This window comes from Bacillus sp. LQ16, assembly GCF_057784645.1.
In genome coordinates this window covers 1,669,322-1,683,980 of the sequence record NZ_CM173491.1, presented here as the reverse complement: position 1 = coordinate 1,683,980, position 14,659 = coordinate 1,669,322, and the positions used below count along the sequence as shown (strand labels likewise).

Below are 14,659 nucleotides of genomic sequence, written 5' to 3'. Positions count from 1 at the left end.
AAACTTATTATATAAAACGTTAATATGTATGTATTCCCATTATTAGATTGGTAACGATTAGCCAAAAAGCTCCCCAATTGTATACAAGTGGGGAGCTTTCCTTCATTCCTATTATAAACCTTCTGGGTTTAAAATGAGGACCACTCGTCCATCACCGAGAATCGTCGCACCAGAGAAATAGTTAGAACTCTCTGCAAAGAAGTCACCTAATGACTTTAAGACTATTTCTCTTTGACCGATAATTGTGTTTACAATAAGTCCATAGCTGCGATGTGTATTACGAACAATTAACACAGGAACCATTTGACCATCATATGACGCAAACGCCTCATCTACTGTTTTTTCACCAAATACAGTACTTAAATGTTTCACTTCAATAATTTGATTACGATAATTTAACACATCTTTTCCTTGTAAGGATTGGATGTCTTCTCTCTTAATTCGAATTGCTTCAACGATATTTCCAAGAGGTAAAGCATAACGCTTATCATTCGTTTGAACAAGCATAGATTGAATAATAGACAACGTTAACGGAAGTTCAATTCTAAATGTACTTCCCTTTCCTTCCTCAGAATCAATGATTAAATGTCCACCTAAACTATGAATCGTATGTTTTACAACATCTAATCCGACACCGCGTCCAGAAAGATCTGATACAACTTCAGCTGTACTAAATCCTGGTTGGAAAATAAGATCAAACACTTCACGATCTGTTAATCTATTTGCATCTGCTTCAGTTACAACGCCATTTTTAATCGCTTTTTCTAATACTTTCCCTTTATTAATACCGTTTCCATCATCCGTAATTTGAATAACGACATGATTTCCACTATGAAAGGCTTCTAATTTAATAGTACCTGTCTCATTTTTACCTGCATCACGTCGTTTTTCAACAGTTTCAACACCATGATCGATTGCATTTCGAATTAAATGAACGAGCGGATCACCGATTTCATCAATAACAATTTTATCTACTTCAGTATCTTCACCTGTAATTTGTAAATCGATTTTTTTCCCTAAATCTTTCGCTAACATACGTACCATACGTGGGAAACGATTGAACACAGTTTCAATCGGCACCATACGCATATTTAATAGTACGTTTTGAATATCTTTTGAAATATCGCCTAATCGATTTAAATGTTCAATTAACTCCTTGTTTTGAATCGTTTGAGCCAATTCATCAATGCGCCCACGTTCAATTACACTTTCTTCAAACATATTCATTAATCTTTCGATTTTCTCTAATTGAACACGAATTGAACGATTCTCCACTTTAGCATTTTTCGTTTTTGTAGTACTTTTAGCTGGCATAGCACTTGTAGGTTGATTCGTTGCCACTATCGGTGATTCTACCTGCGTAGCCACAGCTGGTTGTAGCATTTCTTCTACTTGCACAACTTCTTGTGTAACAACTTTTTTAGAAGCTACTTCCCTCGATATAGGTTCTCCTTGCTTTACTTCCACTTTCTCAATTTCAGAAACATGAAGTACTACTTGTTTCAATTCTTCTATACTACAATCAGTATCCATAAATACTGTAAATTCAAATCCGAAAGCATCTGCTTCAATTTCTTCAATACTCGGAGCTGTTTTTTGTATATTCCCTACATTCTGCAATGCTTCAATACACATAATGGCACGTACTGCTTTTAAAATTGCTTGCTGTTCAACTGTTATATGCACTTCATGTGAAACTGCATCATCGTTGTCTATATGATTTTGCTCTATATGTTCCGTAGGAGTTTCTACATTGCCGTTCAATAATGCTTCTAATTTCTGTTTAGTTGAGACTACATCAATATTGCCCATTCCACCTTGTTGCACATCTGCAACCATCTTCTCCAAATTATCAATGCACTCAAAAATCACATCAATAATATCCGCATTTACAACTATATTTCCATGACGAATTTCATCTAACACATTTTCCATCTTATGCGTTAAATCAGCCATCTCTGTAAATTCCATACTCGCAGACATACCTTTGAATGTATGAGCGGAGCGGAATATTTCCCCTACAACATCCATATCAGCAGGATTTTGCTCTAACACTAGCACATTTTCATTTAGCGACTGTAAATGTTCTTCTGACTCTTCGAAAAATATATTTAATAGATCTGTTTGCATTTTTATCCCCTACCTGTCTAACAAACATTTCATTTATGTATAACAATTTAGTGTTTTATAATGAGAAAAAAGGGGGCCACACGTCGATCCGCTATCACTGTTTTGATTCCTTGTGGCACCCCTTCTATATTAACTATTTGCTACTTTTGTTAAAGCTTCAATTACACGATCCGCTTGGAATGGCTTTACAATAAAGTCTTTTGCCCCGCCCTTAATTGCATCTAATACCATACCTTGTTGTCCCATTGCAGAACAAATAACAACCTTTGCACTTGAATCAATTTTAATAATTTCTTTTAATGCTTCAAGCCCGTCCATTTCTGGCATAGTAATATCTAATGTTACAATATCAGGTTGAAGTTCTTTATATTTTTGAATTGCTTCTACCCCATTCTCTGCTTCGCCGATAACTTCAAATTCAGCATTACTTTTTAATAAGTTTTTAATCATCGTTCGCATAAACATCGCATCGTCTACTACTAAAATTTTATGTGCCATTCTTTTTAATTCTCTCCTTCTATGTATAAATATATCTTAATATTTCACCTTATCATTCTCACTCATTATACAAAATAAAATGATAAAATTTAATATTTTTTTAAAAGAATTTTCGTATTTTTATTATTTTATTATTAAAATAATAATATACTACTCTTTTATATAAATAACAACGCGACGGTTTTTTTCCCAGTTTTGCGGTGAATCATTTGGTACAATTGGCTTTGTGTCTGCATATCCTACCGCAGCTAGCCTTTTATCATCCACATTATACACTTCAATTAAATGATGAATCATATTTGCCGCTCGTGCTGAAGATAACTCCCAATTAGAAGGGAATTTCTCGTTATGAATAGGTCTACTATCTGTATGTCCCTCTACAACAATTGGGTTAGGTACGGATTGGAAAAATCCAACTAATTGACTTATTATCCCTTTCGCTTCGGGCTTAACGTTCGCATCGCCTGTATCAAATATTAAATTATCTACTATAACGACGCTTACCCCTGTATCCTCTCGATATACATTCACTTGACTAATACCGTTATTATCTACATACGCTTTCAACTTCTTATATAATTCATCCATTCTCTTTTTTGAGATCATTTTTTCATCATTTTTTTCATGTGAAATATCTGGTATTGTATTTTCCATTACTTTTGCATCTACTTGCCCCGTATCACTAAACTTTTCAAGCATCTTTGACAATTTTACTGCATCTTGCTTTGATGTAGCAACTAGTAATACGAAGAAAGTTAATAATAACATCGTTAAATCTGTAAAAGTCGTCATCCAACGAGGCGATCCCTTTTGCGGTCCTTTACTCATCATACCACTCCTTGAAATATTAGGCTGCTCCTTTTACCTTTTTTACCTTTGTTTCGTATACGTATGTATCCAGTTTCAACTTTAATTTAGAAGGAATTTGTCCGCGATACAATTCTGAAATTGCTTCTATTACAAACTTCTTCTCTGTATATAAATCTTCAATACCACGGTATACTTTTTCCGACAGAGGGATTGCAATCATATTCGCAAGTACAGACCCATATAATGTCGTTAACATCGCAACTGCCATCCCTGTACCAATTTGCGATGTATCTTGTAAGTTTTGGAGCATAATGATAAGACCGATTAACGTACCAATCATTCCCCAAGCTGGAGCAAAATCACCAATTTTATCTAATAATGCCGCTCCTTTTCTTAACTCATACACTTCCGTTTCAATATCTTTCAATAACACTTCTTTTAATTCATCTTCATCGTAACCGCTTAACATTAATCGAATTCCTTTTTGAATAAAAGGATTGTCTACTTGCTCTCCATCAACCTCTAAAGAAAGCAAACCGTTCTTTTTAGACTTTTTTGAAAAATCAACAAACAAATCCGTTAACTGTTCTAAATCTTCTTCTCTTCTATGTAAAACAGTGAAAATACTTTTCGTATATTTTTTTATTTCTCCAAATCGATATGCCACAACAATTGTCGCTGTTGTTCCCCCTATGACAATTAAAATAGATGAAATATCTAAAAAGTTTTTGAAAGCTTTTATTCCACCGCCGCCAAGCATAATCGCCGCTATCACTATGATGAAACCTACTATAATGCCCACTGGGCTAGAAATATCAAACTTCCTTTTTCTTCTTTGTGGTCTAGCTAATACTTGATTTTTTTCTCCCATATTTCTGCCCTTTCCTTTCCATTTTCATATAACATTTTTTTATTTTAATAATACATTTTTACATATAACATGTATTATACGCTTATCATCTGTTTATCGCAATATACTCATGAAATTGACACATTTCATTTCTATATTAGAATTATGGTATAAAAACATGAGGAGGCTCACGATGGAACACAACATTTTACAAGTCATTGCATTAGCAGAAAAACTAAAATATGAAATGCGACATAGCTGGCTTTCCAACGGACGTCAAGAAAGTGTTGCCGAACATACATGGCGTATGTCTCTAATGGCCATTTTAGTTGAACCTTATTTGGATCAAAAAGTAAATATTGAGAAATTACTTAAAATGGTTATTATTCACGACCTAGTCGAAGCCGAAGCTGGTGATATCCCTGCATTTGATACGATGAATAGTCAGGAATTACAGCTACAAAAACAAAAAAATGAACTAGAAGCTATTTTAAATATTAAACAAACGTTAACAGGTTCTCCCGGTGAGGAATTATATGACTTATGGATGGAGTTTGAAGCAAAAGAAACGTACGAAGCAAAAGTTGCTAATGCACTCGATAAACTTGAGGTGAAAATCCAGCATAACGAAGCTGATATTGATACGTGGCTACCAATTGAACATAAAATGACATTCCAAGTAGCAAAGCATACAAACTTTGATTCTTTCCTATCTAAATTACAAAAAATTATTGAACAAGATGGAGAAAAGAAGTTAATTGCTGCCGGCATTGATGTTGAGGCATGCAAGCAATAATGAAATAAGACACTCAACAAGAGTGTCTTATTTCATTATTGTTGATATAGCCTGCTTATAAATAAGCTGTTGTTTTCCATCCACTAAAATTAAAACTGTAAATTTATCTACTCCAACAACTTCTCCTACTATTCTAACGCCACTCTTTAAGAAAATTGTAACTGTACCTTTTTCTTCTTTTATTTGTTTATACAATTCTTCCTGTAAATGTTCCAATTACTGTCCTCTCCTTTCTGTGAAACATCTTAATATAAAAAACTATAAATTTTTTATTTATGCACTTTGTCTTTTATATTCATAAACTTATTAATTAGTATATCTAAATCACGACTAAATAACAAAACTTTATCATGATCCAATCCGTGTCTCGCAACAAGTTGAATTAATTCTTTCTTTTTGTTTTCTATTTTATTTTGTAATTGTCCCATCTCCATCTCTATACTAAAACTCCCTTTTCCCATAATATTACTTGTAAAATTATAGTACATATTCTCTCATAAAAAAATAAAAAAATGGTTTTTTTTACAATTTTTTATTTTTCTATGCCTAAATTACGAATCATGTAAAGGTTTATTTACAAATCACTAACATACAATCCTAATGAATCTACAGGCATTTGTCTAATTATAAATGAGACTGGCTCGTTTTCTATACAAAAAACATACTGTATATAGTAGTCCATGAACCATATAGATTAACTTACTAAAAAGGAGGAAAACATATGAGTTATGGTGGAAGTTGCGCTGGTTTCGGCGGTGGATTTGCTTTGCTTATCGTACTATTCATCCTTCTAATCATCATCGGATGTAGCTGTTGGGGTGGCGGCGGATACGGATATTAATATATCCTATCCTTGACAAATGAACTAAAAACTATAGAAAAACAGCTCATATTTGAGCTGTTTTTTTCATACTTTCGTATGAATTTATATCCCTCTTATTTGCGATTTCAACTAGCAACATATTGTTTACTATGGAATAAGAAACATTTTTACTAAGGGGGATTACAATGATTAGAGGTCTTTACGAAGCACATTTACCTGTCCGCAACTTAAAAGTATCAATACCTTTTTATGAATCACTAGGGCTAAAATTATATAAACGAGGAGATAATATTGCTTTCTTTTGGATTAAAGAAAATGAGAGTTGGCTCGGCCTTTGGGAAGGCACAGAATACAAAGTGAATTATCACCCCTCTTTACGACATATCGCCTTTCAAGTAAGTTTACATGATTTAGAAAATGCGATTCATTGGCTAAATCAAAAAGGAATTTCAGCACGAAAAGACTTTGGAATGGAACCAATTGAACCGATTGTTTTTCCGGAATTAGCACATGCAGCCGTATACTTTAACGACCCTGATGGAAATAGTTTAGAATTGATTGCACAATTACCTGTTGGACTTCCTACAGCGGAAAAAGTGTATTTAAGCGAGTGGAAAGAACAAATTCAAACATCGTCATTACATAAGGAGTAATCTATTTATGTCTGTTTCTTATTCCACACTTCTTAAAACAAATAAAAACTTCAATAAACTATTTTATGGGCAAACATTAAGTGTACTTGGGGATTGGTTCCATACGGTAGCTTTATTAACATTTGTCTACAGCATAACGGAATCGCCGTTTATGATCGCACTTACTTTTATAAGTAAAAGTTTACCACAGCTTCTTCTTAGTCCATTCATAGGCGGAATTGTAGATCGTTTCTCTAAAAAGAATATTATGATTTTTACCGATATTACACGGGGAATTCTAGTCCTTACATACTTACTCGCAGGCTATAAAATTGAGATTATTTTCATTGCTAATATATGTTTATCTGTACTTGCTTGTTTATTTGAACCGGCTAAACAAGCAACCCTAAAAAATATCGTACACCAAAATCATTTCGTAACTGCTAACTCTCTTTCTAGTACAATTAATGGTTTTATGTCTATTATGGGGGCTTCTTTGGGCGGAGTAATTGCACAATCTTTACATATTGAGTTCGCTTTTTTAGTAAATAGCCTATCATACTTTCTTTCAGCCTATTTTATTTATAATATGAGTATTCCTGCTCATGATACTTGTAACAAGAACAAAGCATTTTTCACTGATATAAAAGGTGGTTATACATACATATTACAAACAAAAATCATTTTAACATTAATTCTTGTCGGCATTTCATGGGGGATTATTGGAGGCGCTTATCAACTACTTCTAACGATCTATGCCGAAAAAATTTTCCATACGAACATTGGGATTTTATATACGGTTCAAGGGGCTGGACTTATGATAGGAAGCCTTCTCGTTAATCTTTATATATCCCATAATAAAGAAAAAATGAAAAAAGTATTCGGTTGGGCCTACTTATTACAAGGAATTTTCTTTCTCGGATTCATTCTATCCGATCAACTTATTATCGGTATCATTACTTTATTCTGTATGCGTATAGCAGGAGGAATTATCGTTCCACTTGATACGACATTACTTCAAACTTACACACACGAAAATATGATAGGTAAAGTTTTTTCATTCCATTATTCTATTTACGGATCTCTTATTCAGTTATCGATGTTTTTTACAGGAGGGCTGTTAGAAATTCTTTCTCCTCAAATGATTGGCAGTTTATTAGCTATATGTTGTATTTTTGTAAGTTTTATATGGCTGTTCTTGTTTTATCGCGGGGAATTTAATGAAGAATCTCCTTCTACTTAATAGCATGTTTATAAACATGCTATTTTTATTTATGTCGAAATACAGAGGAAAAAGACGATTTATTTTCCTTAAGTTCTAATTTTTTAGAATGTACAATAAATTTAGATTATAAGAAAAGGGGTGCCATAATGTTTGACGATAGACTTACTATTTCAGCTGAGCAGCAGAAGCTCATTTCCAATGCAACTCGCATTCAAATTCTTCACCTTTTAAAAGATGAAGCACTTACTGCAAAACAAGTTGCTACTAAACTAAATAAATCTGCTGGAAGCGTACATTATCACGTTCAAATTTTATATGATGGAGGGTTGCTTGAATTAGTAGAAACGAAGGAAAAACGAGGGATTATTGAAAAATATTATAAAGCAAAAGCTGCTCATTTCTATATTGAAGAAAGCGGCACAGAAGGAACGAATACAGGTAGTCATATTGTATCTCATTTATTTTTAACTCCAGAGGAATTACAACAGCTTACTTGGGAGATTACACAAGTTTTATTACGCTGGGAAAACAAAACCGCTCGTCAATCAAACTCTGAAGAGGAATACGCTATTTCCTGCAGGATTAAAAAACAATGAAAGAAAGGGCCATTTATTCATGAAAAATAAATTATTATTATTGTCGGGAACAGGAATTTCTCGTTTAGGTGATTTTATGTATCTCATCGCTCTAAACTTAATGGTGTTAAATAGCACAAACTCACCTGCTGCTGTAGCAGGATTATGGATTGTTGGTCCAATCGCCACTGTTGTTACAAAAATATGGTCTGGTAGTATAGTAGATCGATTAAACAAACGGTCCATTATGCTCATCACAGATATAATTCGAGCAGCTCTCATTGGCTGTATTCCATTATTTGATTCTATTTGGGCCATTTATATGTTCATCTTTTTAACTCGCATCGCTACATCATTTTTTGATCCAGCTTCATTTACTTATAAAACAATGCTCATACGAGCTGAAGAGCGCGCTCAATTTAATGCATGGAATAGCCTATGTACAAACGGGGCTTTTATTATCGGTCCAGCTCTTGCTGGAATACTTCTCACCACATACTCAGCAGCCTTTGTTATTTACTGCAACTCACTTTCATTTCTACTTTCTACCATTCTCATTTACTTCTTGCCAAACATTACATTACAAACAAAGCAAAACGAAGAAGTTGCAAATACTTTTGTACAAACATTACGAAGTGATTGGAAACAAGTTTTTTCGTTCGCTCGAACAGAAACGTACATTATTCTCATATTCGTTTTATTTCAAGCGACTATGCTTGTTTCTATGGCACTCGATTCACAAGAAGTTGTTTTTACGAGGCAAGTACTGTTTTTAACCGATATAGAATACAGTATGCTTGTTAGTATAACTGGCGCTGCTTACGTTTCCGGTTCATTTCTCGTCTCTCTCTTTGCCAAACGATTACCAATTCAACATTGTATCGGATTAGGTATGATTTTCACAGCAATAGGCTATGTAATTTTCGCCTTTTCAAATTCATTTATAGTCGCAGCAGGTGGTTTCATTTTACTTGGTATTTCTTCATCATTTGCTGGTACTGGCTTTATAACATTTTATCAAAATAACATCCCTATATATATGATAGGACGTATCGATAGCGTGTTTGATTCCATAAAAAATTTCATCCAAATCTTTTTCGTTTTAGCAATTGGGGCATCCGCACAATTTCTTTCCGTTCAATTTACTGTAATAAGTAGCTCGTTACTCATTCTTTTCCTTTCCTGTTTATTAGCAATCCGGGTAATGACTCCTTCACGAGAAAAATACTTTAAAACTACAGGATCATCATTAGAATATTAAATGCCACATAAAAAGCCGCTATTTGCCGTGCAGTAAGCCTCCCACTGATTAAAGTTTCACTTTATGTTAAAATATTTATTAAATTTGATTATGTAGGGGGGCTATTTTGGAAATTATATTCATTTTCATATGTATTATATTAGTAGCTTCTATTTTACAAACAAGTACAGGTTTTGGCTTTTCTATTATGGCAACACCTTTCTTACTCATGTTATTTCTACCACAAGAAGCTATACAAATAAATATCATTTTATCATTAATTATTTCCATATCACTCATTTGGAAAATAAGAATAGATATTGATTTTATACTACTGAAAAGATTAATTTTCGGAAGTATAGTTGGTGTTCCTTTTGGCATTTTCATTTTCACTTCCATTAACATCAACACTTTTAAATTAGCAATTAGCATCCTGCTTTTACTATTAACGTTGATGCTAATATGCAACTTTAAGATTAAATCAACAAAATCTAGAGATTTCTTAGTGGGCGGATTATCCGGTCTTTTAACGACAAGTATCGGTATGCCAGGACCACCCCTGTTACTTTACTTTACAGGAACTGATACGAAAAAAGAGAAATTGAGAGCAACTACTTTAGCTTTTTATCTATTTATATATTTCATTAGCCTACTAACTCAAATACTCTTTACTGGCACAAACAAAACAATTTGGGAATCAAGTTTTTACGCTATTCCAATCGTATTTCTAGGTTTGTATATAGGGCAAATTATTTTCAAATGGCTTAATCAACGAATTTTCAAAATATTTACGTACATCCTTTTAAGTTGCACGGGTATGTATCTTCTTATTGAAAGTTTGCATTTATTATAAGTAAGTTTTTCAAAATACAAAATCATAAATAAAATACTAACCAAATGATAAAAAGCGGCTATTATGCCGCTTTTTATTTTCACATTAAATATTTTAAAACTAGAAGCCCAGCTATCGCTATTACAAACACATTGAAAAAAATCATCCAACTTTTTTCGAAATCTTTATATCTCTCTTCTTTCACTCCACATTGTTTTAGCTTTCCAATTAAAACTGTTAATTCTTGATTATACTCTTTACTTCCTAATTGTATATAATTGTTATTTATTTTAATTCCATATACATTTTTCATTTTTTTATGTTGCGAAACTGCTTGAATTGAGTTTACTAATACACTGTATTCATTTAACTTTTTAAAATAACAATCTAACGCTATAATTTGTAACATTGTATTAGTTAAAACAATGTAATAATAAAATGTAGCACCTGTGGTTAATATATTAGGTATAACTTTAGAATTTACAAGACTTCCTTCTTCCACTAATATTTCACATTGTATTTCCTCTCCTTCTTGCAACTCTTTCCGAACTGATTCTTCCAACATTTGCACCGTTAATTTCTTCAATAACTCCCCGTTTTTCACATAATACTTATCTATATTGATAGACTCATTTGCTTCTTTCTCTAAACGTGTAATTTCTTCCTCTGAATATTGGAGCTCATTTAACATCGATAATAATCTTTTATCCATATTACACACTCCCTTTCCACAGTTTTTGAAGTTTTTTCTTCCCACGAGAAATTCGATTGTATATATAATCTGCCGTTACTTTTAATTCTTTTGCAATATCGTCAATGGAATATCCATCAATATACCTCTTTAAAAAGATATATCGATCTTTCTTATTTAAATCTTGAACAATTTCCATAATCTCTTCTTCTTGTTCTATTTCATACCTATCATGGACACTTGTATCTATTTCTACGTCCTTATCGATTTTATTCTCTTTATATACTTTCTTTTTATATTCCAATGCCTTCAATTTAGTAATACCAATCATCCAAGATTTTAAGTTTCCCTTTTCTGTATCAAATTGGTCGATATTAAACCAAATAACAGTAAATACATCGTTATAACAATCATCCACATATTGTTTTTCAGTAGGGGTACTTAATGATTTATGAATAATGTACAAAATTAATTTTCCATATTGATCAATCACTTCTTTCAAAGCATCTTGATCATGTTTTTTCATAGCTATAATTAAATCCTCTTCAGAATCGAAAATCATATGCATCTTCCTTCCTCAGTTCCCCTTTAGCAGCTGCCTTTACTTACTATTGGTATTTCATTCTCATTTTCTATCACTTTTGTAAAAATTTATTAACTTTTATTTCTATATATATGATAACAAACGAAATACCTAAGATCAGAAAGAATAGACAACTTTCTGATCTTAGGTATTTCTCCTTTCAAAAAAGGCAAACCCGCATCACAGGTTTGCCTCTTTACTCACTTCTTATTTAATCCTTTTTCACTTAAAAACTCTTTCATATGCATTCTTTTTTCTTTAGACATAAACGAACTCATTGATTCCGTCCATGTTACTTTTTTTTGATTTGATGATCTTTCTTTGTAATACGCGCTCATCGTTTCATCATATTCGTTTAATATTTCATCATATTTTTGTTCATCATATCCATTTTCATGAAGAACCGCTGCTACCGGTAAGCGTGGTTTAACTCCATGTTCTTCATCTGGTACACCGACTGTCATTCCGAATACAGGATATACTTTATCTGGTAAATGAAGCAATTCGCTCACTTCTCTCGGATTATTACGAATACCACCAATATAACAAATACCGTATCCTAATGACTCTGCTGCTAACGCTAAGTTTTGCGCAAAAAGTGAAGCATCTACCGTCGCAACGATAAAGTCTTCCACCCCTTCATGCTTTATCTCTGTACCATGTTTTTCACATGCAATTTCAAGTCGTTTTAAATCTGCACAACAAACAAAGAATGCTGCGCAGTCTTTCACATGGCGATTTCCGGATAGCTCTGCTAATTTAGCCTTTAATTCCTGATTTGTTACATATATGACAGAATACGCCTGTACAAAATGTGATGAAGCCGCATGCTGTGCAGCGTGCACCATTTTTTCTACTACATCTTTCGGAATTGATTCTTCTTTATATTTACGAACTGAAACGTGTTGCTCTATCTTATGTATTATCTCATTCATGAAAATCACTCCTTTTTCTCTTCATAATGAAAAATTAACACATCTTTTTCAATATTCACAACTTATAAGCACAAAAAGAGCAATTCTTTTTTGAATTGCTCTTTTTTTAAAACGTCTATGAATACGGTAAATGAAATTACAATTGTCTTATTACGCCGTTTTCAACACTTTAATACCTTTTACGATATTCCAAATGAAGTAGTAAATTCCTACAAGAATGAACACTGCATATGTGATAATCATTCCAATTCCAGCACCGTCAGATTGATTAAAACCTAAACTGTACATGCCTGATACTGCTAGTCCTCCAAATAAGATTGCGTATGGGAAAACATGTGACCAAAATGCTTTTTTCGCGTGATACTTCACTTCATCTTCTGCAACAAAGTACACGATAATCGGTAGTAAAAATGGTGCAAAAAAGATACTAAAGTAACATAACGAAGATAAAATATTATTTCCTTTCATCCGATTCACCTCTAAATAGTTTTTGTTACCTTCATTATGTCAGGAAACCATTCTAGAAACTATCGCTTTACCTTTCACTAACGTGACATATTTGTAAGATTTTCCTCAAATTAAATCCCGTCTGAATTTTCAGGCGGAATCACTTTCACTATATTCGATTCATAAACCAATACTGTGTAATTGCTAAATATTCTCGTACATTCGATGGAATGATGATTGGTTTCGGTGTTTTTGCCGGAAGACCTTCTAATTGTAAACCTTGTTTGGCCGCTATTTTTTTCGCTCTAAACATATGAAAATCGTTTGTTACGATCATACCTTTTTTCATATCGGCTGGAATTAACGGTTTTGAGAATGTAATATTCTCATCTGTACTCGTAGATTTGTCCTCCATTATAATACGGTCTTCTGCGATGTTTTGTTTTATTAGTCCTTGTTTCATTGCTAATGCTTCTGAAATGTCTTCACCTTTTCCTTGTCCTCCAGATACGATAGCGATTGTTTTCTCATGTGATTTTAAATATTCAGCTGCTTTATCAATACGATATTGCAATGAATAAGATGGTTTCGTTCCATTTACTTTCGATCCTAGTACAATTATGTACTCAGCATCGTCACTTGCATTCATATGTCCATGCTTATAAATGTGATATTGTAAAAACCCCGCATATACGGCGCAAATTATTATAACAACTAAAATACACTTTATTATTTTCTTCTTTCTCATACTCATATACTCCTATTTTCTTTTACTTCCTTCATGATAATATCCATTTATTTGTTTGTATACAGACAAATTCCAATAAACCCTAAATTATCCTCTGAAAGGTAATATTTATATTACTTTCGGGAATAGTAAGTACAACTTTACACCAAGGAGTGTCTCTATTGCTTCTCTTTTTATGTAACGTGTCGTTCTTTTTCATCTTATTTTTACTATCGCTTAAGTTACTCGGTAAATCCGCGTTAGCACAACTAACTCCTCATGATTTTGGGGCTATAATCTTTTTATCTTATTTAGCTTTCCAGGCCATACCCGTCTCTGGTGCTTTACAAGCATTTCTCGGTATGGTTGTTATTACATGTTTACATTTACTCCTTACAAAATTAAGCCTATTCAACAAACTAAATCGTTTTATTCTCGGACACCCTATCATTTTAATTAAACATGGTGATATTATTTTTGAGAACTTACAAAAAAGTAGATATCCCATTGCCGAACTACTTTCTAATCTTCGCGTTGCAGGATATCCGAGTGTTCATGAAATTGAATACGCCATTTTAGAAGCGAACGGAGCTATTAGTATTTTACCAAAAAGAGAACTTGTACCATTAACTCCAAAAGATTTAAACATAGATGTTAAGTATGCTGGATTACCAATTGCACTTATCGTCGATTCACAAATTCAATACGATAACTTAAAGTTAATCCATAAAGATGAAAAATGGTTATATAAAGAATTAAAAGAAAAAGGAATTACAAATATTAAAAACGTTGCTTTCGCTTCTGTTCAAGAAACGGATGGATCTTTTGCGATTAGTTTAAAGGAATAAAAAAATCCCCTTAATTG

The 14,659-nt window shown here is 32.9% G+C and carries 19 protein-coding genes; 8 read left to right on the top strand and 11 right to left on the bottom strand.

The annotated features are described in order from the left end of the window. Window positions 1-111: 111 nt before the first annotated feature. From AC3EMB_RS08570 to AC3EMB_RS08555, 4 genes are all read right to left on the bottom strand, one after another. Window positions 112-2,130 carry a chemotaxis protein CheA gene (locus tag AC3EMB_RS08570; RefSeq protein ID WP_075718242.1) on the bottom strand — a complete coding sequence of 673 codons (2,019 nt, stop codon included), beginning with the start codon at window positions 2,128-2,130 and terminating at the stop codon, window positions 112-114. A 129-nt stretch (window positions 2,131-2,259) separates the two neighbouring features. After that, window positions 2,260-2,628: a response regulator gene (locus AC3EMB_RS08565; RefSeq protein ID WP_000940568.1), complete on the bottom strand. Its 369-nt coding sequence runs from the start codon at window positions 2,626-2,628 to the stop codon at window positions 2,260-2,262. Window positions 2,629-2,778: 150 nt separating this feature from the next. Beyond that, a complete protein-coding gene (locus AC3EMB_RS08560) occupies window positions 2,779-3,456 on the bottom strand; it encodes an OmpA family protein (RefSeq protein WP_000033627.1) in 678 nt (225 codons plus the stop codon). 19 nt (window positions 3,457-3,475) lie between these two features. Beyond that, window positions 3,476-4,309, bottom strand: a complete 834-nt coding sequence (locus tag AC3EMB_RS08555; protein WP_000504186.1) for a flagellar motor protein MotP — start codon at window positions 4,307-4,309, stop codon at window positions 3,476-3,478. 172 nt (window positions 4,310-4,481) lie between these two features. On the opposite strand from AC3EMB_RS08555, the gene AC3EMB_RS08550 reads away from it, so the two are divergent. Further along, on the top strand, window positions 4,482-5,084 hold the full coding sequence (locus AC3EMB_RS08550; protein ID WP_488517622.1) for an HD domain-containing protein: 603 nt from the start codon (window positions 4,482-4,484) through the stop codon (window positions 5,082-5,084). A gap of 27 nt (window positions 5,085-5,111) precedes the next feature. On the opposite strand, the gene hfq is transcribed toward AC3EMB_RS08550, so the two are convergent. Beyond that, window positions 5,112-5,300, bottom strand: coding sequence for an RNA chaperone Hfq (gene hfq, locus AC3EMB_RS08545; protein WP_000400665.1), 189 nt, complete (start codon window positions 5,298-5,300; stop codon window positions 5,112-5,114). A 53-nt stretch (window positions 5,301-5,353) separates the two neighbouring features. Further along, a complete protein-coding gene (locus AC3EMB_RS08540; protein ID WP_000291691.1) occupies window positions 5,354-5,572 on the bottom strand; it encodes an aspartyl-phosphate phosphatase Spo0E family protein in 219 nt (72 codons plus the stop codon). 233 nt (window positions 5,573-5,805) lie between these two features. On the opposite strand from AC3EMB_RS08540, the gene AC3EMB_RS08535 reads away from it, so the two are divergent. From AC3EMB_RS08535 to AC3EMB_RS08510, 6 genes are all read left to right on the top strand, one after another. Next, window positions 5,806-5,925, top strand: coding sequence for a YjcZ family sporulation protein (locus AC3EMB_RS08535; protein WP_000120179.1), 120 nt, complete (start codon window positions 5,806-5,808; stop codon window positions 5,923-5,925). Window positions 5,926-6,092: 167 nt separating this feature from the next. Continuing rightward, entirely contained in the window at window positions 6,093-6,560 is a 468-nt protein-coding gene (locus AC3EMB_RS08530) for a VOC family protein (RefSeq protein ID WP_033696135.1), read from the top strand. 7 nt (window positions 6,561-6,567) lie between these two features. Continuing rightward, entirely contained in the window at window positions 6,568-7,782 is a 1,215-nt protein-coding gene (locus AC3EMB_RS08525) for an MFS transporter (protein ID WP_097961859.1), read from the top strand. Between the two features lie 128 nt (window positions 7,783-7,910). Then, entirely contained in the window at window positions 7,911-8,360 is a 450-nt protein-coding gene (locus tag AC3EMB_RS08520; protein ID WP_000459089.1) for an ArsR/SmtB family transcription factor, read from the top strand. Between the two features lie 19 nt (window positions 8,361-8,379). Further along, window positions 8,380-9,600: an MFS transporter gene (locus AC3EMB_RS08515; protein WP_000791674.1), complete on the top strand. Its 1,221-nt coding sequence runs from the start codon at window positions 8,380-8,382 to the stop codon at window positions 9,598-9,600. A gap of 106 nt (window positions 9,601-9,706) precedes the next feature. Then, window positions 9,707-10,432: a sulfite exporter TauE/SafE family protein gene (locus tag AC3EMB_RS08510; RefSeq protein ID WP_000402526.1), complete on the top strand. Its 726-nt coding sequence runs from the start codon at window positions 9,707-9,709 to the stop codon at window positions 10,430-10,432. A gap of 79 nt (window positions 10,433-10,511) precedes the next feature. Here the strand turns inward: AC3EMB_RS08510 and AC3EMB_RS08505 are convergent, their stop codons facing one another. From AC3EMB_RS08505 to AC3EMB_RS08485, 5 genes are all read right to left on the bottom strand, one after another. Next, a complete protein-coding gene (locus tag AC3EMB_RS08505) occupies window positions 10,512-11,123 on the bottom strand; it encodes a flagellar motor switch protein FliG (RefSeq protein ID WP_106822540.1) in 612 nt (203 codons plus the stop codon). A gap of 1 nt (window position 11,124) precedes the next feature. Further along, entirely contained in the window at window positions 11,125-11,670 is a 546-nt protein-coding gene (locus AC3EMB_RS08500) for a sigma-70 family RNA polymerase sigma factor (protein ID WP_003274080.1), read from the bottom strand. 215 nt (window positions 11,671-11,885) lie between these two features. After that, window positions 11,886-12,620 (bottom strand): oxygen-insensitive NADPH nitroreductase, encoded by a 735-nt coding sequence (gene nfsA, locus AC3EMB_RS08495; RefSeq protein ID WP_488517621.1) that lies wholly within the window; start codon window positions 12,618-12,620, stop codon window positions 11,886-11,888. Window positions 12,621-12,770: 150 nt separating this feature from the next. Beyond that, window positions 12,771-13,088, bottom strand: a complete 318-nt coding sequence (locus AC3EMB_RS08490; protein ID WP_053564853.1) for a magnetosome magnetite crystal formation protein family — start codon at window positions 13,086-13,088, stop codon at window positions 12,771-12,773. Between the two features lie 148 nt (window positions 13,089-13,236). Continuing rightward, on the bottom strand, window positions 13,237-13,815 hold the full coding sequence (locus tag AC3EMB_RS08485; RefSeq protein ID WP_078401624.1) for a YdcF family protein: 579 nt from the start codon (window positions 13,813-13,815) through the stop codon (window positions 13,237-13,239). A gap of 161 nt (window positions 13,816-13,976) precedes the next feature. On the opposite strand from AC3EMB_RS08485, the gene AC3EMB_RS08480 reads away from it, so the two are divergent. Then, window positions 13,977-14,642: a DUF421 domain-containing protein gene (locus AC3EMB_RS08480; protein WP_000923922.1), complete on the top strand. Its 666-nt coding sequence runs from the start codon at window positions 13,977-13,979 to the stop codon at window positions 14,640-14,642. Window positions 14,643-14,659: the final 17 nt, after the last annotated feature.

What these genes read in the sequence shown, in the direction of transcription:
- AC3EMB_RS08570 (WP_075718242.1), bottom strand. Translation starts at nt 2,130, where the DNA reads ATGCAAACAGATCTATTAAATATATTTTTCGAAGAGTCAGAAGAACAT.
- AC3EMB_RS08565 (WP_000940568.1), bottom strand. Translation starts at nt 2,628, where the DNA reads ATGGCACATAAAATTTTAGTAGTAGACGATGCGATGTTTATGCGAACG.
- AC3EMB_RS08560 (WP_000033627.1), bottom strand. Translation starts at nt 3,456, where the DNA reads ATGAGTAAAGGACCGCAAAAGGGATCGCCTCGTTGGATGACGACTTTT.
- AC3EMB_RS08555 (WP_000504186.1), bottom strand. Translation starts at nt 4,309, where the DNA reads ATGGGAGAAAAAAATCAAGTATTAGCTAGACCACAAAGAAGAAAAAGG.
- AC3EMB_RS08550 (WP_488517622.1), top strand. Translation starts at nt 4,482, where the DNA reads ATGGAACACAACATTTTACAAGTCATTGCATTAGCAGAAAAACTAAAA.
- AC3EMB_RS08540 (WP_000291691.1), bottom strand. Translation starts at nt 5,572, where the DNA reads ATGTACTATAATTTTACAAGTAATATTATGGGAAAAGGGAGTTTTAGT.
- AC3EMB_RS08535 (WP_000120179.1), top strand. Translation starts at nt 5,806, where the DNA reads ATGAGTTATGGTGGAAGTTGCGCTGGTTTCGGCGGTGGATTTGCTTTG.
- AC3EMB_RS08530 (WP_033696135.1), top strand. Translation starts at nt 6,093, where the DNA reads ATGATTAGAGGTCTTTACGAAGCACATTTACCTGTCCGCAACTTAAAA.
- AC3EMB_RS08525 (WP_097961859.1), top strand. Translation starts at nt 6,568, where the DNA reads ATGTCTGTTTCTTATTCCACACTTCTTAAAACAAATAAAAACTTCAAT.
- AC3EMB_RS08520 (WP_000459089.1), top strand. Translation starts at nt 7,911, where the DNA reads ATGTTTGACGATAGACTTACTATTTCAGCTGAGCAGCAGAAGCTCATT.
- AC3EMB_RS08515 (WP_000791674.1), top strand. Translation starts at nt 8,380, where the DNA reads ATGAAAAATAAATTATTATTATTGTCGGGAACAGGAATTTCTCGTTTA.
- AC3EMB_RS08505 (WP_106822540.1), bottom strand. Translation starts at nt 11,123, where the DNA reads ATGGATAAAAGATTATTATCGATGTTAAATGAGCTCCAATATTCAGAG.
- AC3EMB_RS08500 (WP_003274080.1), bottom strand. Translation starts at nt 11,670, where the DNA reads ATGCATATGATTTTCGATTCTGAAGAGGATTTAATTATAGCTATGAAA.
- nfsA (WP_488517621.1), bottom strand. Translation starts at nt 12,620, where the DNA reads ATGAATGAGATAATACATAAGATAGAGCAACACGTTTCAGTTCGTAAA.
- AC3EMB_RS08490 (WP_053564853.1), bottom strand. Translation starts at nt 13,088, where the DNA reads ATGAAAGGAAATAATATTTTATCTTCGTTATGTTACTTTAGTATCTTT.
- AC3EMB_RS08485 (WP_078401624.1), bottom strand. Translation starts at nt 13,815, where the DNA reads ATGAGAAAGAAGAAAATAATAAAGTGTATTTTAGTTGTTATAATAATT.